This is a genomic window from Nocardioides luteus (genome assembly GCF_000960475.2).
GTDB lineage: Bacteria > Actinomycetota > Actinomycetes > Propionibacteriales > Nocardioidaceae > Nocardioides > Nocardioides luteus_A.
Genome location: NZ_JZDQ02000022.1, coordinates 77,537 through 96,636, shown reverse-complemented (window position 1 = coordinate 96,636; position 19,100 = coordinate 77,537). Strand labels below are relative to the sequence as shown.

The following is a 19,100-nucleotide window of genomic DNA, read 5'->3' as shown; positions in this document are numbered from 1 at the left end:
GTCATGCACAAGGGGGAGGTCGTCGTCATCACCGGCATGACCGGTGCCGGGCGGAGCACCGCCGCCAAGGAGCTGGAGGATCTCGGCTACTACGTCGTCGACAACCTGCCGCCGAGCCTGCTCCCGCAGGTGGTCGAGCGGGTCGACGCGGCCCGGGGCCCGGAGCAGCCGGTGGCGGTCGTGACCGACGTACGTTCCGGCTCGTTCTTCGCCGAGCTCGAGGAGATCGTGGCGAAGGGAGCGACCGGGCGGCGCACCACCCTGGTCTTCCTCGACGCCGCCGACGACACCCTCGTACGCCGCCAGGAGGCCGCCCGGCGGCCCCACCCGATGCAGCGGGGCAACGAGCGGCTGCTGGACGCCCTCGAGCGCGAGCGGGTGGTGCTGGCCAGCCTGCGCGGCGCCGCCGACCTGGTCATCGACACCACCCAGCTCAACGTGCACCAGCTCACCGCCCGGATCGCCGAGGCCTTCGGCACTCCGGAGCGGACGACCCTGAAGGTGTCGGTGGTGAGCTTCGGGTTCAAGTACGGGATCCCGGTCGACGCCGACTTCATGGCCGACATGCGGTTCCTGCCGAACCCCCACTGGGTGCCGGAGCTGAAGGACGGCAACGGACGTGACAACCCCGACGTCGCCGCCTACGTCTACTCGCGTCCTGGTGCGGAGGAGTTCCTGAGCGGGTATGTTCCGGTGCTCATCGGAGTGACCAAGGGCTACCTCCACGAAGGAAAGAGGTTCATGCGCGTGGCGATCGGTTGCACGGGTGGCAAGCACCGCAGCGTGGCGATGGCGGAGGAGATCGCCAGGCGGCTGCGAGATGCCGGCCTGGACGCGAAGGCGATCCACCGAGACCTCGGGCGGGAGTGAGAGTGGCCGGGGCCGACCGACCCGGGGCAGATGCCCAGGCCGTCGTCGCCCTGGGGGGAGGGCACGGACTGCATGCGTCGCTGAGCGCGCTGCGGCTGCTGGTCGACGACCTGACCGTCGACAAGCTCACCGCGATCGTGACGGTCGCCGACAACGGCGGCTCGAGCGGGCGGCTGCGCCGCGAGTTCGGCGTGCTGCCTCCCGGTGACCTGCGGATGGCGCTCGCAGCGCTGTGCGGCGCGGACCGCTGGGACGACACCTGGGCCCAGGTGCTGCAGCACCGCTTCGCCGGTGAGGGCGAGATGCGCGGCCACAACCTCGGCAACCTGCTGATCGTGGGCCTGTGGGAGCAGCTCGGCGACCACGTCGAGGCCCTCGACTGGGTCGGCCGGCTGCTGGGCGCCAAGGGCCGGGTCCTGCCGATGGCGCTGGTGCCGATGGACATCGTCGCCGACGTACGCGGCCTGGTGCCCGGCTCTCCCGACGCCCTCACCTCGGTGCAGGGTCAGGTCGAGGTCGCCAGCACCGACGGGAAGATCGAGTCGATCCGGCTCATCCCCGACAACCCGCCCGCCGCTCCGGACGCGGTCACGGCGATCTGCGAGGCGGAGTGGGTGTTCCTGGGGCCGGGCTCCTGGTTCACCTCCGTGCTGCCGCACCTGATGGTCCGCGCCCTGCGCGAGGCCCTGGTGGCCACCACCGCCAAGATCGTCGTCGTGCTCAACCTCGGCGAGCAGCCGGGGGAGACGACCGGCTTCGGCCCCGCCGAGCACCTCTCGGTCCTCCTCGAGCACGCCCCCGACCTCCGCATCCACACCGTCCTCGTCGACTCCTCCCTCGACGGCCTCGACGAACTGTCGCGCGTCGCCGAGAAGTGCGGTGCGCAGGTCGAGGTCGCCGACGTCGCCGTCGGCGACGGCACCCCTCGACACGACCCGGAGCGGCTCGCCGCTGCGTACGCGAGGGTGATCGGGGCGGGCTAGCGCGGCCTCGGACGTGGAACCGATTCGAGGGTCGTTGACAACAATGAAAGACTCTCCGACATGGCGATGACGGGACAGGTGAAGGCCGAGCTGGCCTCCACTCAGATCACCAAGACATGCTGCCGCAAGGCAGAGGTTGCCTCGACGTTGAGGTTCGCTGGGGGGATCCACATCGTGGCCGGCAGGATCGTGGTCGAGGCTGAGCTCGACACCGGTCTGGCGGCTCGGAGGCTGAAGCGAGACATCGCCGACGTCTTCGGTCACGAGGCAGAGGTGGCTCTCATCCAGGCGAGCGGGCTTCGTAAGGGCAGCCGCTACATCGTGCGCGTGGTCAAGGACGGTGAGGCGCTCGCGCGCCAGACCGGGCTGCTCGACCAGCGTGGGCGACCGGTGCGGGGACTTCCGCCTGCCGTCGTCTCGGGCGGGGCCTGCGACGCCGTCGCTGCCTGGCGCGGGGCGTTCCTGGCACACGGCTCGCTCACCGAGCCGGGCCGCTCCTCCTCGATGGAGGTGACCTGCCCCGGCTCGGAGTCGGCGCTGGCCCTGGTCGGCGTCGCACGCCGGATCGGCATCTCCGCCAAGCCGCGCGAGGTCCGCGGCGTGGACCGCGTCGTCATCCGTGACGGCGACGCGATCGGCCAGCTGCTGACCCGCCTGGGTGCCCACGAGTCGCTGATGGCCTGGGAGGAGCGCCGGATGCGCCGCGAGGTCCGCGCCACCGCCAACCGGCTGGCCAACTTCGACGACGCCAACCTGCGCCGCTCGGCCCGCGCGGCCGTCGCAGCCGGAGCCCGCGTCGAGCGCGCCCTGGAGATCCTGGGCGAGGACATCCCCGACCACCTGCGCCAGGCCGGCAAGCTCCGCCTGGAGCACAAGCAGGCCTCGCTCGAGGAGCTCGGACAGCTCCACGACCCGGTGCTCACCAAGGACGCCATCGCGGGCCGCATCCGCCGCCTGCTGGCGATGGCCGACAAGCGGGCCGAGGAGCTCGGCATCCCCGACACCGAGGCGTCGCTGACCGCGGAGATGCTCGCCGAGGACGCCTAGGAACACCTTCACGACGTCGAACCGGCCCGAGCCCCTCGCATATCCGAGGGGCTCGGGCCGTTTGCTACTCGTCCGTCTTTTGGAACGATCCAACCCAGTCTCCCGCGGTTCAGAGGCGCTGGGTAGTGTCGGCGTCAGCGGGTGATCCCGCGCACAGTGTTTTCGACGCGAACCAGGAGTCCACGTGACAGTTCGAGTAGGCATCAACGGGTTCGGCCGGATCGGCCGCAACTTCTTCCGCGCGGTACGCGCCTCCGACCTCGACATCGAGATCGTCGGTGTCAACGACCTCAGCGACAACGCCACCCTCGCGACGCTGCTGAAGTTCGACTCGATCCTCGGCCCGCTGGGCGCCGAGGTGTCGGCCACCGAGGACGCGATCGTCGTCGACGGCAAGGAGATCAAGGCGTACGCAGAGCGTGACCCGGCCAACCTGAAGTGGGCCGACCTCGGCGTCGACGTCGTGATCGAGTCCACCGGGTTCTTCACCGACGCCACCAAGGCCCGCGCCCACGTCGACAACGGCGGCGCGAAGAAGGTCATCATCTCCGCCCCGGCGAAGAACGAGGACGCCACCATCGTCCTCGGCGTCAACGAGGGCGTCTACGACCCGGAGGCCCACACGGTCATCTCCAACGCCTCCTGCACCACCAACTGCCTGGCGCCGCTGGCGAAGGCGCTGCACGAGGGCATCGGCATCAACCAGGGCCTGATGACCACGGTCCACGCCTACACCGCCGACCAGAACCTGCAGGACAACATCCACAAGGACCTGCGTCGCGCCCGCGCCGCGGCGCTCAACGTGGTGCCCACCTCGACCGGCGCCGCCAAGGCGATCGGCCTGGTGCTGCCGGAGCTGAAGGGCAAGCTCGACGGCTACGCGCTGCGGGTGCCGGTGCCGACCGGCTCGATCGTCGACCTCTCCTTCGAGGCCTCGCGCGAGACCTCGGTCGAGGAGATCAACTCGATCATGGAGAAGGCCGCCGACGGGAAGTACCTCGTCTACTCGACCGACCCGATCGTCTCCTCCGACATCGTCACCAACCCGGCGTCCTCGATCTTCGACGCTCCGCTCACCAAGGTGATCGGCAACCAGGTCAAGGTCGCGGCGTGGTACGACAACGAGTGGGGCTACTCCAACCGGCTCGGTGACCTGGTGGCGTACGTTGGCGCGAGCCTGTGACCCAGCGAGCTTCCGCACAGGTTAGTGTCTAGCCCGTTATGTCTCTGAATCTCACGCAGCTCATCGAGCAGGGAGTCGCGGGCAAGCGGGTCCTCGTGCGCTCCGACCTCAATGTCCCGCTGGAAGGCACCACGATCACCGACGACGGTCGCATCCGTGCCTCGGTGCCCACGATCAAGGCGCTGGCCGATGCCGGCGCCAAGGTCGTCGTGGTCGCCCACCTCGGTCGCCCGAAGGGGGAGCCGGACCCGGCCTACTCGCTGGCGCCCGTGGCCGTCCGCCTCGGCGAGCTGCTCGGTGCCGAGGTCGCCTTCGCGACCGACACCGTCGGCGACTCCGCCAGCTCGGTCGTCGGCGGTCTCGCCGACGGCCAGGTGGCCCTGTTGGAGAACGTACGCTTCAACGCCGGTGAGACCAGCAAGGACGACGTCGAGCGGGCGGCCTTCGCCGCCGAGCTCGCGGCCCTGGCCGACGCCTTCGTCTCCGACGGGTTCGGCGTCGTCCACCGCAAGCAGGCCTCGGTCTACGACGTCGCCAAGCTGCTCCCGAGCGCGCAGGGCGACCTGGTGGCCACGGAGATCGACGTGCTCAAGCGGCTCACCGAGACCCCCGAGCGTCCCTATGTGGTCGTTCTCGGTGGCTCGAAGGTCTCCGACAAGCTCGGCGTGATCGACAACCTGCTCGGCAAGGCCGACAAGCTGCTCATCGGCGGCGGCATGGTCTTCACCTTCCTCAAGGCCCAGGGCTACGAGGTCGGGAAGTCGCTGCTCGAGGAGGACCAGATCCTCACCGTGCTCGGCTATCTCGAGCGCGCCGAGGAGATCGGCGTCGAGATCCTGCTGCCGACCGACGTCGTGGTCGCCGACTCCTTCGGTGACGAGGCCTCGGCCCGCGTGGTCGCGGCCAACGCGATCCCGGCCGAGTCGCTCGGCCTCGACATCGGTCCGGAGTCCGCGCAGACCTACGCCGCCGCGCTCGAGGGCGCCAAGACGGTCTTCTGGAACGGTCCGATGGGTGTCTTCGAGCAGCCTGCCTTCGCCGAGGGCACCCGGGCGGTCGCCCAGGCGCTCACCACGATCGACGGCCTCTCGGTCGTCGGCGGCGGCGACTCCGCCGCGGCGATCCGCCAGCTCGGCTTCGCCGACGACCAGTTCGGTCACATCTCGACCGGCGGCGGCGCCTCGCTCGAATATCTGGAGGGCAAGACGCTCCCGGGCATCGCCGTGCTCGACGAGGCGACCGTGGTCGGGGGCCTGGGCTGATGGCGGCGAAGAAGCAGGCCGCTGGGCGCACCCCGCTCATCGCGGGCAACTGGAAGATGAACCTCAACCACCAGGAAGCGGTGGTCCTGGTCCAGAAGCTCGCCTGGACGCTCTCCGACAAGCGCCACGACTTCGCGGCCGTGGAGGTGGCGGTCTTCCCGCCGTTCACCGACATTCGTTCGGTGCAGACGCTGGTCGACGGCGACAAGATGCGGATCACCTACGGCGCCCAGAACGTCTCGACCCACGAGTCGGGCGCCTACACCGGTGAGGTCTCGGCCTCGATGCTGGCCAAGCTCGGCTGCACCTACGTGATCGTGGGTCACTCCGAGCGTCGCGAGCACTACGGGGAGACCGACGAGATCGTCGCCCAGAAGGCCAAGATCGCGCTCAAGCACAAGATGACCCCGATCGTCTGCGTCGGGGAGGGCCTCGAGATTCGCCAGGCCGGCAACCACCTCGAGCACTGCACCGGTCAGACCGAGGCCTCGCTGGCCGGGCTCACCGACGCCGAGGTCGCGCAGGTCGTGATCGCCTACGAGCCGGTCTGGGCGATCGGCACGGGGGAGACCGCCACCGCGCAGGACGCCCAGGAGGTCTGCGCCGGCATCCGGGAGCGGCTGGAGAAGCTCTACGGCGCAGAGATCGCCGGGGGCGTACGCATCCTCTACGGAGGCTCCGTGAAGCCCAACAACGTGGCCGCGCTGATGCAGGAGAGCGACGTCGACGGCGCCCTCGTCGGCGGCGCGAGCCTCTCCGTGGAGGACTTCGCGGCGATCTCCCGTTACTACGACCTACCGGTGCTGTAGGTTTGCCGCTCTCCAGATAGGATTTCAGACGTGGAACTTCTCTTCACCATCATCCTGGTCATCGCGAGCGCGCTGATGATCCTGCTCGTGCTCCTCCACAAGGGCCGCGGTGGCGGTCTCTCCGACATGTTCGGCGGTGGCGTCTCGAGCTCGCTGGGTGGATCCTCGGTCGTCGAGCGCAACCTCGACCGGCTCACCATCGGTATCGGTGTGATCTGGTTCGCCTGTGTGATCGCGCTCGGCCTGCTGATGGCCTACTGAAGCATTCCCCTTCAGCGCACGCGCGATAGCGTCTAAACTCATCGACGCTGGACGGAGTTCTTTGCCGTCCGATTCCCCCAAAGTGGCCTCTCGGGGCTGCGAACTTTAAGTTGAGAGAGGACACCGCAGCACCATGGCAGGTGGAGGGAACGCGATTCGGGGCTCCCGAGTCGGTGCTGGGCCGATGGGTGAGGCGGAGCGCGGCGAAGCTGCGCCACGAAAGGCCGTCACCTACTTCTGCGCCAACGCACATCGCTCGGTCATCACCTTCGCCGTCGAGGCGACGCCGCCGGACTCCTGGGACTGCCCCAAGTGTGGGCTCCCCGCCGGTCTCGACGAGGAGAACGCGCCGCCGGCGCCGAAGATCGAGCCTTACAAGACCCACCTCGCCTACGTGAAGGAGCGCCGCTCCGACGCCGAGGCCGAGGACATCCTGGAGGAGGCCATCGCCCTCCTCCGCTCCCGCCGGAAGTCCGGCGAGATCATCTTCTGAAATCCCGCCGAGTCGGCGCATCTGCTCCACGCAGAGGCGCCGACTCGGCGCATTTGTCCCGCTTGTGGGGCGTGAGTCGGCGCAACTGTCCCGCTCAGCTCGCCAGCCGGTCACCGCGCCGCCGGAGCGCCCGATGGTGCAGCTGCCGGATGCGTACGTCGGCGTCGCCGGTCCGCGTGAAGAGATCTCCCTTCGTGAACGCCTCGACCAACCAACCTTCTCGGCATACGTCCAGACGCCTTTCCCGATCACGTGCCAGCTGGCCGGGGGAGGAGTGCCACTCCGCGCCGTCGTACTCGACAGCAGCGAGAAGGTCCTCGTTGGCCAGATCGAGACGCGCGACGAACTCACCGGTCACGGTGGAGACCTCGACCTGGGGAGTCATCGGAAACCTCGCTTGATGGCAACGCAACCCGAGCACCGCCTCGGGCGGTGACTCGAACCGGCCGTCTGCCAGCGGACCGATCCCCCGGAGTGTGGTGACCCACCGTTGACCGCGGAACTGCTCGATCCCCTCGATGAACTCCTCCGGCTCGTACGCACCGAGCCGGTGCATCATCGAGACTCCGGCAATCGCCTCGTCGGGCCAGCGGACGCGACCGAGGTCCCAGGCCGTACGCAGGGCGGTGGTGACCCGCAGACCACCGATCTCGTTCGTCTCGCTGTCCTGCACGTCGCGTTCCCCGCTGCTGGCGATGTCGTTGCGAAGACGGCCGCGGCCGGCCGGGCGGAAGAACGAGAGCGGGCGAAGGCTGATGTGCTCGCCAGGGGCGAGGATCATCTCGGCTCCGAGGAGCCAGCCGGCATGCCGATCGACAACGATGCAGTCGGCGGGTGCGACCAGTCTCAAGCACGCAGCGCGGATGGCAAGAGAGTCGCCCGCCTCGGTCGCGAGATATACGCCCTTGATCGCGCGGCGCAAGAGACCCGTCTCGAGAAGCTTGCCCAGCCGCCTCCGCGAGATCCCGGCTTCGCGCGCCATCTTGAAGGTGAAGGGTTCAGCCACTGGCAACGGAAAGGTGCTCCCGAGGCTTCCGTTGAACAGCATCTCATCGATGTCCATGCCCAGAGTCTGGGAGTCCGTCCCCGGCACCGCCACCGGACATCGGCGGGCTGTGGAAAAGTCTGTGGACAAAGCGGGGCTGACGCGCCGACTCGCGTGGTTCAGGCGGGACTGATGTGCCGAGTCGGCGCGTCTGCGTGGGACAGATGCGCCGACTCGGCGGGGTGGGGTCAGCAGGCTGCGCCGAAGATGGACTGGGCGTACTCCGGGTGGTCGATGAACGGGTTCCGGTTGTGCTGGTAGGTCGAGTAGATCTTGTTGTTGCGCGCCTGCTCGGCCGTGGTGACGGGGTCGGCGTTGTGCCAGGCGAGGAGGACGCAGACCTTGCCGAGGTAGTTGGTCGAGCCGTTGACGGAGTTGTTGAGCTCGAGGTCGGCGAAGCCGTCGTCGCCGTTGTAGCGCACGGCCATGTAGAGGATGCCGCGGGCCAGGTCGCCCTTGACGCTGTCGCGGGGCTCGAAGGAGTCGGCGTCGGTCCAGCAGTCGCTGCACTGCGAGACGGCCGATCCGCCGAGGTCGAAGTCCTTGTTGCCGCGGGTGGAGTTGACGGTGACGTCCTCGGGCCGCAGGTGGTGTACGTCGGTGCCGGGGCCGTTGACCGTGCCGAAGTCGCCGTGGCTCTGCGGCCAGGTGTGCTCGCGGTTCCAGTTGTCGGCGTCGCCGCCGTTGTTGGTCTTCGGCGTGGAGACCCCCGAGTAGAACTCGATCACGTTGGCGGAGTTGTTCGGGTCCTGGTCGAGCACCTTCAGCGCCTCCCACACCTCGCTGTAGGTCAGCGTCGTGTTGCCGTCGATGATGTTGTGCAGCGCCGACTTCAGGGCCGAGCCGGACAGGCCGGCGGCGGAGTCGTAGTAGCCCGCCGGGATGTTCGGGTCCGCGGTCGGGCTGGCGGTGGGGGTCGGAGTGGGAGTCGGCGTGGACCCGGCGAACGCGAAGGCGGTGGCGTTCTTGAGCCCGGGGTGGGAGAAGTACGCCGTCAGCGTGCCGGTCACGTCGATCTGGCGGCCCTTCAGGCTGGGGGTGGACTGCAGGCCCCAGGAGCTGCGGAAGGCGTCGGGGATCTGCACGTAGAGCATCTTCGACGTACTGGTCTCCGAGGTTGAGTCGGCGATCGCGAGCGCATAGTCGTTGGGGTAGTTGCTGGTCACGACCGTGTTCGTCGCGGTGGGCTGGCCGACGACGTAGCCGCGTACGGTGGCCGTCGAGCCGTTCTGGGTGGCGATCGCCGTGGATACGGTGATCGTGGCCGCCTGGGCCGGGGCGGTCGTGATGACGACCGCCATGAAGCTCGCCAGAGCGAGGGCAACGAGGCTGGCCAGGGTGAGGCGCAGCCGCCGAGAGACGCTGAAGGACATGCTCGGATGGTGGCAGTCGGCGGGTGCCCGCGGAACCCGCTACGGGAAAGATTTACCCGGCGTTAGCACGCTGGGTAACTGAGTTCCCGAGACATTTGCGCCGACTCGGCGCTTCTGGGTGGGACAGTCGCGCCGAGTCGGGAGGGGGTCAGAGCTTCGAGGCGGCCGCGCGGTCCAGGAACCAGGTCGTCTCGGTGGTGCCGGTGACGCCGGTCGCGGGGATCTCGGTGATCGAGGCGCCCGAGTGGGCCCTGGCCACCGCGTCGGCCTTGCCCTCGCCGCTGACCAGGAACCACACGGTCGTGGAGCGGCGCAGCGCCTCGAAGGTGAAGGTGATGCGCTCGGGCGGGGGCTTGGGGGAGCCGGTGACGCCGACGGCGATCGCGTCCTTCGCCTCGAGCTGCGGGAAGCCGGGGAAGAGCGAGGCGATGTGGCCGTCGGGGCCGACGCCGAGCATCAGGATGTCGAAGGCGCCTGAGCCGTGGCGGCGTACGTCCTCGGAGAACTGCGCCGCGGCCTCCTCGACGCTCAGGCCGGAGTCGGTGGCGGGCATCTCGTGGATGCGGTGGTCCGGGACCCCGACCTCGGTCAGGAAGGCGGCGCGGGCCTGGCCGGCGTTGCGGTCGGGGGAGTCGGCGGCGACGTAGCGCTCGTCGCCGAAGAAGAACTCGACCGCGCCCCAGTCGACGCCCGACTCGGGTGCCAGACGGGCGATCTCGCGGTGGATGGCCTCGGCGATGGTGCCGCCGGTGAGCCCGATCGTGGGTACGTCGCCGGCGGCCTGCAGGTCGGCCAGACGGCTGAGGAACTCCCCGGCCACCGCCGAGGCCAGCGCCTCGGCGGTGTCGTGGACCTCGATGAGTGACTCGGGATGACCGTCGCTGGTCACGTGCGCTTCTCTCTGTAGTAGGCGATGAGGGACTGGGTGGAGGCGTCTTGCTGCTTGGCGGCATCCGCGTCACCGGAGACCGCCGGGCTGACCTGCAGGGCGAGCTGCTTGCCGAGCTCGACGCCCCACTGGTCGAAGGAGTCGATGCCCCAGACCACGCCCTGGGTGAAGGTGATGTGCTCGTAGAGCGCGATCAGCTGGCCCAGCACGACCGGGGTCAGCGCGGGCGCCATGATCGAGGTGGTCGGGCGGTTGCCGGAGAAGACCCGCGCGTTGACGATGTTCTCCGCGGTGCCTTCCGCACGCACCTGCTCGGCGGTCTTGCCGAAGGCGAGCGCCTGGGTCTGGGCGAAGAAGTTGGCCAGGAAGAGCTCGTGGACGTCGATGTCGCCGTCGGCGAGCGGATAGGCGGGGTTGGCGAACGCGATGAAGTCCGCCGGGATCACCCGGGTGCCCTGGTGGATCAGCTGGTAGAACGCGTGCTGCCCGTTGGTGCCGGGCTCGCCCCAGAAGACCTCGCCGGTGTCGGTGGTCACCGCGGTGCCGTCCCAGCGGACCGACTTGCCGTTGGACTCCATGGTCAGCTGCTGAAGGTACGCCGGGAACCGGTGCAGCAGCTGGGAGTAGGGCAGCACGGCGTGGGTCTGGGCGTCGAAGAAGTTGACGTACCAGACGTTCAGGAGACCCATCAGCGCCGGCACGTTCTGAGCGAGCGGGGTGGTGCGGAAGTGCTCGTCGATCGCGTGGAAGCCACCGAGGAACTCGGCGAAGCCCTCGGGGCCGACGGCGATCGCCAGCGACGTGCCGATCGCGGAATCGACCGAGTAGCGGCCGCCCACCCAGTCCCAGAAGCCGAAGGCGTTCTCCGGGTCGATCCCGAAGTTCGCGACCTTGTCCAGGGCCGTGGAGACGGCGACGAAGTGCTTCTTCACCGCGTCGGCTGCGTCCACGTCGTCACCGAGCGCGTCGAGGAGCCAGGAGCGCGCCAGGCGGGCGTTGGTCAGGGTCTCCAGCGTGGAGAAGGTCTTCGAGGAGACGATGAACAGCGTGGTCGCCGGGTCGAGCCCCTTCAGCTTCTGCCCGGCGTCGGTCGGGTCGATGTTGGAGATGAACCGGCACTCGATCTCCGGGTGGCGGAACGGCTCCAGCGCCTCGTAGGCCATCACCGGGCCGAGGTCGGAGCCGCCGATGCCGATGTTGACGACGGTGTGGATCCGCTCACCGGTGACGCCTTTCCACTCGCCGGAGCGGACCCGGTCGGCGAAGGCGTAGACCTTCTTCAGGGTCTCGTGGACCGCGGGCACGACGTCGGTGCCGTCGACGGTCAGCGACGCGTCGGCGGGAAGACGCAGGGCGGTGTGGAGCACCGCGCGGTCCTCGGTGACGTTGATGTGCTCGCCGGCGAGCATCGCGTCACGCCGCGCCTCCAGGCCGACCTGCTCGGCCAGCGCCAGCAGCTCGGTGAGGAGGTCGTCGGTGAGAAGGTTCTTGGAGAGGTCGACGTGGAGGTCGGCCGCCTCGAAGGTGAAGCGTGAGGCCCGGCCGGGGTCATCGGCGAACCACGAACGCAGGTCCGGCTCGAAGCCGTCCCGGCGCTCGGTGAGTGCCTTCCAAGCGTCCGTCGTCGTGGCGTCGACCGGGCCTCCGCTCACTACTTCACCGCCTCGATCTGGCCCTTCACGGTGTCGACGAGCTCGACCCAGGACGCCTTGAACTTGTCCACGCCCTCGGTCTCCAGCACCTCGAAGACGTCGTCGAGGTCGACGCCGACGGAGCGCAGCGACTCGAAGACCGCGGCGGCCTCGGCACCCTTGCCGGTGACGACGTCGCCCTTGACCTCGCCGTGGTCGGCAAAGGCCTCCAGCGTCTTCTCCGGCATCGTGTTGACCGTGTCGGCGACGACCAGGTCGGTCACGTAGAGGGTGTCGGGGTAGGACGGGTTCTTGACCCCGGTCGAGGCCCACAGCGGCCGCTGGGCGTTGGCGCCCTCACCGGCCAGTGCGGTCCAGCGCTCGGACGCGTGGACCTCCTCGAAGGCGGCGTACGCGGCGATGGCGTTGGCCACCGCGGCCTTGCCGAGCAGCGCGGTGGCCTCGGGGGTGCCGATGGCCTCGAGCCGCTTGTCGATCTCGGTGTCCACACGGGAGACGAAGAACGACGCCACGCTGCGGATCGAGGACAGATCCTTGCCGGCCGCCTTGGCCTGCTCCAGACCCGTCAGGTAGGCGTCCATGACCGCCCGGTAGCGCTCGACCGAGAAGATCAGGGTCACGTTGACCGAGATGCCCTCGGCGATCGCGGCGGTGATCGCCGGGAGCCCCTCGAGGGTCGCCGGGATCTTGATCAGCACGTTGGGGCGGTCGACCGCGGCCCACAGCGCCTTCGCGGAGGCGATCGTCGCGTCGGTGTCGTTGGCCAGGGTCGGCTCGACCTCGATCGAGACCCGGCCGTCGTCCTTGGTCGCCTCGGCGACCGGCGCGAGGATGTCGCAGGCGTTGCGTACGTCCTCGGTGGTCAGGCCGAAGATGACCTCGTCGACGTCCTTGCCGTCGGCCACCAGCGTGCGCAGCTGCTCGTCGTAGCGCTCACCCTTGGCGATCGCGGCGGCGAAGATGGTCGGGTTGGTGGTCACCCCGACGACCGACTTCTCCTTGACGAGCTCGGCGAGGTTGCCGGTCTCGATCCGCTCCCGGGAGAGGTCGTCGAGCCAGATGGACACGCCGGCCTCGGCCAGCGCCTTGAGACGGTCAGACATATTTCATGCTCCCTTGTTGATGGCGGCGAGGCTCTCCTTGGCGGCCGTGACGACCGCCTCCGGGGTGAAGCCGTACTCCTTGAACAGCAGCGATCCGGACGCCGAGGCCCCGAAGTGCTCGAGCGAGACGATCCGGCCGGCGTCGCCGACGTACTCCCGCCAGCCCTGCTTCACGCCGGCCTCGACGCTGACCCGCGCCTTGACGTTCGGCGGGATCACCGAGTCGCGGTAGTCCTGCTCCTGGGCCTCGAACCACTCCAGGCACGGCAGCGAGACGACGCGGGCGCCGATGCCCTCCTTCGCCAGCTCCTCACGGGCGGCGACGGCGTACTGCACCTCCGAGCCGGTGCCGAGCAGGACGACGTCGACGGTCCCGGTGGGGGAGTCGATGAGTACGTAGCCACCCTTCGCCACACCTTCGGTGGTCGCGTAGCCATCGACCCCGCGCGGGAACGTCGGCAGCGCCTGACGGGTCAGGACGAGCGCCGAGGGGCGGTCGTGGTGCTTGAGCACCTCGAGCCACGCGGCCGCGGTCTCGTTGGCGTCGGCGGGACGGACCACGTCGAGGCCCGGGATGGCCCGGACCGCGGCGAGGTGCTCGACCGGCTGGTGGGTGGGGCCGTCCTCGCCCAGGCCGATGGAGTCGTGGGTCCAGACGTGGATCACCGGCAGCTTGGACAGCGCCCCGACGCGTACGGCGCCTCGCATGTAGTCGGAGAACTGGAAGAACGTGCCGCCGAACGCCTTGGTGGGCGAGTGGGCCACGATGCCGTTGAGGATCGCGCCCATGGCGTGCTCGCGGATGCCGAAGTGGAGCACGCGGCCGGCGTAGGGGTCGCCCTTCCACTCGTGGGTGGAGCGGTCCTCGGGCACGAAGCTCGGTGCGCCGGAGATGGTGGTGTTGTTGGAGCCGGCGAGGTCGGCCGAGCCGCCCCACAGCTCGGGCAGGACCGGCGCGAGGGCGTTGATCACCTTGCCGGAGGCGGCGCGGGTGGCGATGCCCTTGGCGTCGGCCTCGAAGAACGGCAGCGCGTCGGCGATGCCGTCGGGGAGCTCCCCGGCCAGCATCCGCTCGAGCAGCTTCGCGCCCTCCGGGTTGGCCTCGGCCCAGGCCGCCTCCTCGGCGCGCCAGGCCTCCTCGGCCTTCTCGCCGCGCTCGATGAGCTTGCGGGTGTGGGCGAGGACCTCGGGGTCGACGTCGAAGGACTTGGCCGGGTCGAAGCCCAGCACCTTCTTGGTCGCGGCGACCTCCTCGGCGCCGAGCGCCGAGCCGTGGGCGGCCTCGGTGTTCTGCGCGTTCGGGGCCGGCCAGGCGATGATCGTACGCAGCACGATCAGCGACGGCTGGTCGGTGACCTCGGCGGCCGCGTTGATCGCGTCGAACAGCGCCGGGACGTCCTCTGAGTAGCCGGTGCCGTCGTGGGTCCAGTCGACCTCCTGGACGTGCCAGCCGTAGGCCTTGTAGCGGGCCGCGACGTCCTCGGTGAACGCGACGTTGGTGTCGCCCTCGATGGAGATCCGGTTGGCGTCGTAGATCATCGTGAGGTTGCCGAGCTTCTGCGTGCCGGCGATCGAGCTCGCCTCGCCGCTGACGCCCTCCTGCAGGTCGCCGTCACCGGCCAGGACGTAGGTCTTGTGGTCGAACGGGCTCGGCTGGTCGACCGGGGTGTCCGGGTCGAGCAGGCCGCGCAGCCGACGCTGGGCCATGGCGATGCCGACGGCGTTGGCGACACCCTGGCCCAGCGGGCCGGTGGTCACCTCCACGCCGCGGGTGTGGCCGCGCTCGGGGTGGCCCGGGGTCAGCGAGCCCCAGGTGCGCAGGCTCTCCAGGTCGCCGAGCTCGAGGCCGAAGCCACCGAGGTAGAGCTGGATGTAGAGGGTGACGGACGAGTGGCCGACGGAGAGCACGAACCGGTCGCGGCCGAGCCAGTCGGTGTCGGCCGGGTTGTGCTTCATCACCTTCTGGAAGAGCAGGTAGGCAGCCGGGGCCAGGCTCATCGCGGTGCCAGGGTGGCCGTTGCCGACCTTCTGCACGGAGTCCATGGCGAGAACGCGGACGGTGTCCACGGCCTTGCTGTCCAGATCGGTCCACTCGAGTACAGGTTTGGTGCTCACGAGGTGCCTTTTCAAATCGATAGAGTCCACATGGGAAGTTCTTGGGCTGGCCGTGGGGGCTGCCGAATCCGAGCCTACTCACGCCCCGGGTTAGACTGCGAGCCGCATGCTGTGAACTGCTTGTATGAGCCGCATGTGACGCCTCAACCCGATCGAGAAGGATCTTCTCAGTGACGCACGTCGAACAGCCGGTCCCCGACCTCGACCAGCGTAGCGACCGCGCGTCTATGCGCGATGTCATCTCGGCGTACGTCTCCTTGACGAAGCCCCGCGTGATCGAGCTGCTGCTGCTGACCACCGTGCCGGTGATGTTCTTCGCCGCCCAGGGTGTTCCGGGGGTCGGCCTCGTCGCCGCCACCGTCGTCGGCGGGATCTTCTCGGCCGGATCGGCCTCGGTCTTCAACTGCGTCTACGACCGCGACATCGACGAGCAGATGAGGCGTACGCGGCGCCGGGCCCTGCCGCGGCACGTGGTCACGCCGCGGGCGGCGCTGATCTTCGGGTCCGTCCTGGCCGTGCTGTCGGTGCTGGTGCTCGGCTTCTTCGTGAACTGGCTCTCCGCGGGCCTGTCGCTGGCCGCCAACGCGTTCTACGTCTTCGTCTACACGATGCTGCTCAAGCGGCGCACCACCCAGAACATCGTCTGGGGCGGCATCGCCGGCTGCTTCCCGACCCTGATCGGCTGGACCGCGGTCACCAACTCGGTGAACTGGGAGCCGCTGATCCTGTTCATGGTCGTCTTCTTCTGGACCCCGCCGCACACCTGGGCCCTGGCGCTGCGCTACCGCGAGGACTACGCGCAGGTCGACGTGCCGATGCTGCCGGTGGTCAAGTCCGCCCGCCACGTCGGCGGCCAGATCGTGGCCTACTCCTGGGTCATGGTCGCCACCTCGCTGCTGATGTGGCCCATCGCCTCCACCGGCTGGCTCTACCCCGTCGCCGCCATCGGCCTCGGCGCCGTCTTCCTCGTCCAGGCCCACCAGCTGCACGCGCGTGCCAAGGGCACGGAGGACCTCACCAAGATCCGCCCCATGCAGCTCTTCCACTCGAGCAACCTCTACCTGAGCCTGCTCTTCGTCGCCCTCGCGGTCGACCCGCTCCTGCGCTGACCCACGCCGAGGCGTCAGCCTGGTCGGTCGAGGCGTCAGGGCGGTCGGTCGAGGCGTCAGCGCGGTCGGTCGAGGCGTCAGCGCGGTCGGTCGAGTGTGCATCGCCTGCCAACTCGGCCGACGTATGTGACGCTTCGGCCGACGTAGGCGACGCCTCGGCGGGTCAGGCGTGGGCGCGGGTGGAGACCAGGACGCGGGCGAGGCCGGCAGAGATCAGGGCGGCGCCGAGCATGTGGAAGCCGACCAGGATGACGGGGAGGTCGGTGAGGTACTGCACCCAGCCGACCAGACCCTGGGCCAGCTCGATGACCAGCAGGACGATGGTGACGCTGCGGACGTACGCGTGCTTGCGGCCGAGCCACAGCGTGACCAGGGTCGCGGCGACGAGCGCGTAGACGGCGTAGGCGTGGAGGTGGGACACCAGCGCCGGGTCGAGACCGGTACGCCGGGAGTTGAGGTCGCCGGAGTGGGGACCGGAGCCGGTCACGACCGTGCCGAGCCAGAGCGAGAGCCAGCCGACGGCGAGGGTGACCAGGGCGGCGACGCGGACGCTGCGCGGAGCGACCTCACGCACGGGGGAGCGGAGCTCGTCGAGCAGCCAGACGCACAGGCCGACCATCGCCATCGAGGCGAGCAGGTGGAGCGCGACGACATAGGGGTTGAGCTGGGTCAGGACCGTGATGCCGCCGATCACACCCTGGAGCGGGATGCCGAGCGCGATCACGATCGCCAGGCGACGTACGACGCCACGGCGGTTCCACACGGCGACGACGACCGCGATCGCGATCGCGGCCAGCACGTAGGTCAGCAGCCGGTTGCCGAACTCGATGACACCGTTGATCCCGAGCGCCTCGTGCGCCACGTAGGACTCCTCGGTGCACTTGGGCCAGGTGGGGCAGCCGAGGCCGGAGCCGGTCAGCCGGACCACGCCGCCGGTCACCACGATCCCGATGTTGGCGACGAGGTTGGCGATCGCCAGACCGAACGCGTGCGCGCGGAGCCACGCGAGGACCTTGTCCCGGGCCGAGGGACCCGGAGCGGTGGAGGGTTCGGTGGTCGTCATTCCCACTTGAAGGTCCTAGCGGTGAGGGTCGAGCCGAGGACGGCCCAGATCAGGAGCACGCCGAGGTCTCGCCAGGCGGGGACGCCGTCGAGGAAGGCGATGCGTACCGCCTCTCCCAGCGCGCCCGACGGCAGCCAGTGGGCGACGCCGCCGTAGGCGCCGTAGGCCGTCAGGGGCAGCACCACGGCGCCGCCGGCGAGGAGGAGCAGGTAGATGAGGTTGGCCGCGGCCAGGGTCGCCTCGGCGCGCAGTACGCCGGCGACGAAGAGCCCGAGCGAGGCGAAGGCCAGGGTGCCCATCGCGATGGCCAGGAAGAAGGCGAGGACGGTGCCGAAGCCCGCAGCCGGCGTCCAGCCGAGGATCTGGCCGACGCCGCCGATGATGAAGAGCTGCACGAGCTGGACGCAGCCCAGCGCCAGCACCTTGCCGGCGAGCAGGCCGGTCCGGGGGAGCGGGGAGGCGCCGAGCCGCTTGATCACGCCGTAGCGTCGCTCGAACCCGGTCGCGATCGCGAGGCTCGTGAACGAGGTCGACATGATCGCCAGCGCGAGGACGCCGGGGGTGAGGATGTCGACCAGGGCGCGGTCGGTGCCGAGGTCGAGGTCGATCGCGTTGCCGGCGGTGACGCCGCCGATGAGCACCATCACCGGGATCACGACGGCCAGCAGGAGCTGCTCGCCGTTGCGGAGCATCAGCTTGGCCTCCATCAGCGCCTGCGCGACCACCTGCCGGGTGATCGGGGCGCCGCCGGGCATCGGGGTGAAGACGCCTGCCTCAGACATGTTCGACTCCGTCCGTGAGATGGAGCTCTCCGGTGAGATCGAGGAAGACGTCTTCCAGGGAGCGGCGACCGAGGGTCAGCGACTCCGGGAGGACCTCGTTCTCCTCGCACCAACGGCTCACCTTGGCGAGCGTGGTCGGGTCGGCCTTGCCGGTGACCCGCATCGACCGCTCGTCGAGCAGGGTGACCTCGGTGTCCTCGCCGAGCGCCTGGCGCAGAGACTCGCGGGCGCCGGGCGGGAACGGCTTGGTCACGACCAGCCGCACGGTGGCGGTCGCGCCACCGCGCGTGAGCTCGAGCGGGCTGCCCGAGGCGATCATCCGGCCGCGGTCGATGATGTGCACCTGGTCGGCCAGCTCCTCGGCCTCCTCCAGGTAGTGGGTGGTCAGCACGACGGTGACGCCGTCGGTGCGCAGCTCGCGCAGCAGCTCCCAGGTCGTACGCCGTCCCTGCGGGTCCATCCCGGCGGTCGGCTCGTCCACGAAGACCAGCTCCGGGCGGCCGACCAGCGCCATCGCCAGCCCGAGCCGCTGCTGCTGCCCGCCGGAGAGCCGCCGGTAGGGGGTGCGACCGCACTCGCCCAGCCCGAGCCGCTCGGCCAGGTAGTCGACGTCGAGCGGATGGGCGTGCAGCCGGGCGATGTGCTTGAGCATCTCCATGGCACGTACGCCGCTCCAGGCGCCCTGCCCCTGCAGCATCACCCCGATCCGGGGGAGCAGCTGCTTGCGGTCGGCGATCGGGTCGAGCCCGAGCACGCGCACCGTCCCCTGCTGGGGCCGGCGATAGCCCTCGCACGTCTCCAGGGTGGTCGTCTTCCCGGCGCCGTTGGGTCCGAGCACGGCCGTGATCGAGCCTTCGGCGACACTCAGCGAGAGTCCGTCGACGGCGGTCTTGTCGCCGTAGGTCATGCGCAGGTCGCGTACCTCGACAGCAGGCCTGGCGACGGAAGATTCCACGGCGGCAGTCTAAGAAGGCGCACGCCAGGGGCCCAATCGCGTAGGTCTGATCCTGGTGATTCTTAGCCGTCTATCAGGACGTTGGCCGCCCAACTCCCACCGAAGG

General features: G+C 69.4%; 18 protein-coding genes. 9 read left to right on the top strand and 9 right to left on the bottom strand.

Going from position 1 to position 19,100, the window contains the following annotated elements; all coding sequences use genetic code 11:
* The first annotated feature begins 3 nt into the window (after nucleotides 1-3).
* From rapZ to UG56_RS16400, 8 genes are all read left to right on the top strand, one after another.
* A complete protein-coding gene (gene rapZ / locus UG56_RS16435; RefSeq protein WP_045547794.1) occupies nucleotides 4-870 on the top strand; it encodes an RNase adapter RapZ in 867 nt (288 codons plus the stop codon).
* Nucleotides 871-872: 2 nt separating this feature from the next.
* Nucleotides 873-1,853: a gluconeogenesis factor YvcK family protein gene (locus tag UG56_RS16430; protein WP_045547795.1), complete on the top strand. Its 981-nt coding sequence runs from the start codon at nucleotides 873-875 to the stop codon at nucleotides 1,851-1,853.
* Between the two features lie 60 nt (nucleotides 1,854-1,913).
* The gene (gene whiA / locus UG56_RS16425; RefSeq protein WP_045547796.1) at nucleotides 1,914-2,900 is read left to right on the top strand and encodes a DNA-binding protein WhiA; all 987 of its coding nucleotides are present in this window, start codon (nucleotides 1,914-1,916) and stop codon (nucleotides 2,898-2,900) included.
* Nucleotides 2,901-3,084: 184 nt separating this feature from the next.
* On the top strand, nucleotides 3,085-4,083 hold the full coding sequence (gene gap / locus UG56_RS16420; RefSeq protein WP_045547797.1) for a type I glyceraldehyde-3-phosphate dehydrogenase: 999 nt from the start codon (nucleotides 3,085-3,087) through the stop codon (nucleotides 4,081-4,083).
* A gap of 38 nt (nucleotides 4,084-4,121) precedes the next feature.
* Complete coding sequence (locus UG56_RS16415; protein ID WP_045547798.1) at nucleotides 4,122-5,345, top strand: phosphoglycerate kinase; 1,224 nt, start codon at nucleotides 4,122-4,124, stop codon at nucleotides 5,343-5,345.
* Nucleotides 5,345-6,154, top strand: coding sequence for a triose-phosphate isomerase (gene tpiA, locus UG56_RS16410; protein ID WP_045547799.1), 810 nt, complete (start codon nucleotides 5,345-5,347; stop codon nucleotides 6,152-6,154). The genes UG56_RS16415 and tpiA overlap by 1 nt, the downstream gene beginning before the upstream one ends.
* A gap of 30 nt (nucleotides 6,155-6,184) precedes the next feature.
* Entirely contained in the window at nucleotides 6,185-6,415 is a 231-nt protein-coding gene (gene secG, locus UG56_RS16405) for a preprotein translocase subunit SecG (protein WP_008357155.1), read from the top strand.
* A gap of 133 nt (nucleotides 6,416-6,548) precedes the next feature.
* Nucleotides 6,549-6,908, top strand: a complete 360-nt coding sequence (locus UG56_RS16400; protein ID WP_008357153.1) for an RNA polymerase-binding protein RbpA — start codon at nucleotides 6,549-6,551, stop codon at nucleotides 6,906-6,908.
* A gap of 94 nt (nucleotides 6,909-7,002) precedes the next feature.
* Here the strand turns inward: UG56_RS16400 and UG56_RS16395 are convergent, their stop codons facing one another.
* The 6 genes from UG56_RS16395 to tkt form a co-directional block, all read right to left on the bottom strand.
* On the bottom strand, nucleotides 7,003-7,971 hold the full coding sequence (locus tag UG56_RS16395) for a type IV toxin-antitoxin system AbiEi family antitoxin domain-containing protein (RefSeq protein WP_045547815.1): 969 nt from the start codon (nucleotides 7,969-7,971) through the stop codon (nucleotides 7,003-7,005).
* 170 nt (nucleotides 7,972-8,141) lie between these two features.
* Nucleotides 8,142-9,326, bottom strand: coding sequence for an endonuclease (locus UG56_RS16390; RefSeq protein WP_045547800.1), 1,185 nt, complete (start codon nucleotides 9,324-9,326; stop codon nucleotides 8,142-8,144).
* A 148-nt stretch (nucleotides 9,327-9,474) separates the two neighbouring features.
* The gene (pgl, locus tag UG56_RS16385) at nucleotides 9,475-10,215 is read right to left on the bottom strand and encodes a 6-phosphogluconolactonase (protein WP_045547801.1); all 741 of its coding nucleotides are present in this window, start codon (nucleotides 10,213-10,215) and stop codon (nucleotides 9,475-9,477) included.
* Nucleotides 10,212-11,867, bottom strand: a complete 1,656-nt coding sequence (pgi, locus tag UG56_RS16380) for a glucose-6-phosphate isomerase (protein WP_045547802.1) — start codon at nucleotides 11,865-11,867, stop codon at nucleotides 10,212-10,214. Before pgi ends, pgl begins: the two co-directional genes overlap by 4 nt.
* On the bottom strand, nucleotides 11,867-12,970 hold the full coding sequence (gene tal / locus UG56_RS16375) for a transaldolase (RefSeq protein ID WP_045547803.1): 1,104 nt from the start codon (nucleotides 12,968-12,970) through the stop codon (nucleotides 11,867-11,869). The genes pgi and tal overlap by 1 nt, the downstream gene beginning before the upstream one ends.
* A gap of 3 nt (nucleotides 12,971-12,973) precedes the next feature.
* The gene (gene tkt, locus UG56_RS16370) at nucleotides 12,974-15,085 is read right to left on the bottom strand and encodes a transketolase (RefSeq protein WP_256206679.1); all 2,112 of its coding nucleotides are present in this window, start codon (nucleotides 15,083-15,085) and stop codon (nucleotides 12,974-12,976) included.
* A gap of 170 nt (nucleotides 15,086-15,255) precedes the next feature.
* Between tkt and UG56_RS16365 the strand changes: the two genes are divergently transcribed.
* On the top strand, nucleotides 15,256-16,194 hold the full coding sequence (locus UG56_RS16365) for a heme o synthase (protein ID WP_045547805.1): 939 nt from the start codon (nucleotides 15,256-15,258) through the stop codon (nucleotides 16,192-16,194).
* A gap of 163 nt (nucleotides 16,195-16,357) precedes the next feature.
* Here UG56_RS16365 and UG56_RS16360 read toward each other — a convergent pair whose 3' ends face one another.
* The 3 genes from UG56_RS16360 to UG56_RS16350 are packed head-to-tail and all read right to left on the bottom strand — an operon-like array spanning nucleotide 16,358 to nucleotide 18,994.
* On the bottom strand, nucleotides 16,358-17,257 hold the full coding sequence (locus UG56_RS16360) for a COX15/CtaA family protein (protein ID WP_045547806.1): 900 nt from the start codon (nucleotides 17,255-17,257) through the stop codon (nucleotides 16,358-16,360).
* Nucleotides 17,254-18,039 carry an ABC transporter permease gene (locus UG56_RS16355; protein ID WP_045547807.1) on the bottom strand — a complete coding sequence of 262 codons (786 nt, stop codon included), beginning with the start codon at nucleotides 18,037-18,039 and terminating at the stop codon, nucleotides 17,254-17,256. The genes UG56_RS16360 and UG56_RS16355 overlap by 4 nt, the downstream gene beginning before the upstream one ends.
* Nucleotides 18,032-18,994 carry an ABC transporter ATP-binding protein gene (locus UG56_RS16350; RefSeq protein ID WP_256206678.1) on the bottom strand — a complete coding sequence of 321 codons (963 nt, stop codon included), beginning with the start codon at nucleotides 18,992-18,994 and terminating at the stop codon, nucleotides 18,032-18,034. The genes UG56_RS16355 and UG56_RS16350 overlap by 8 nt, the downstream gene beginning before the upstream one ends.
* Nucleotides 18,995-19,100 lie beyond the last annotated feature (106 nt).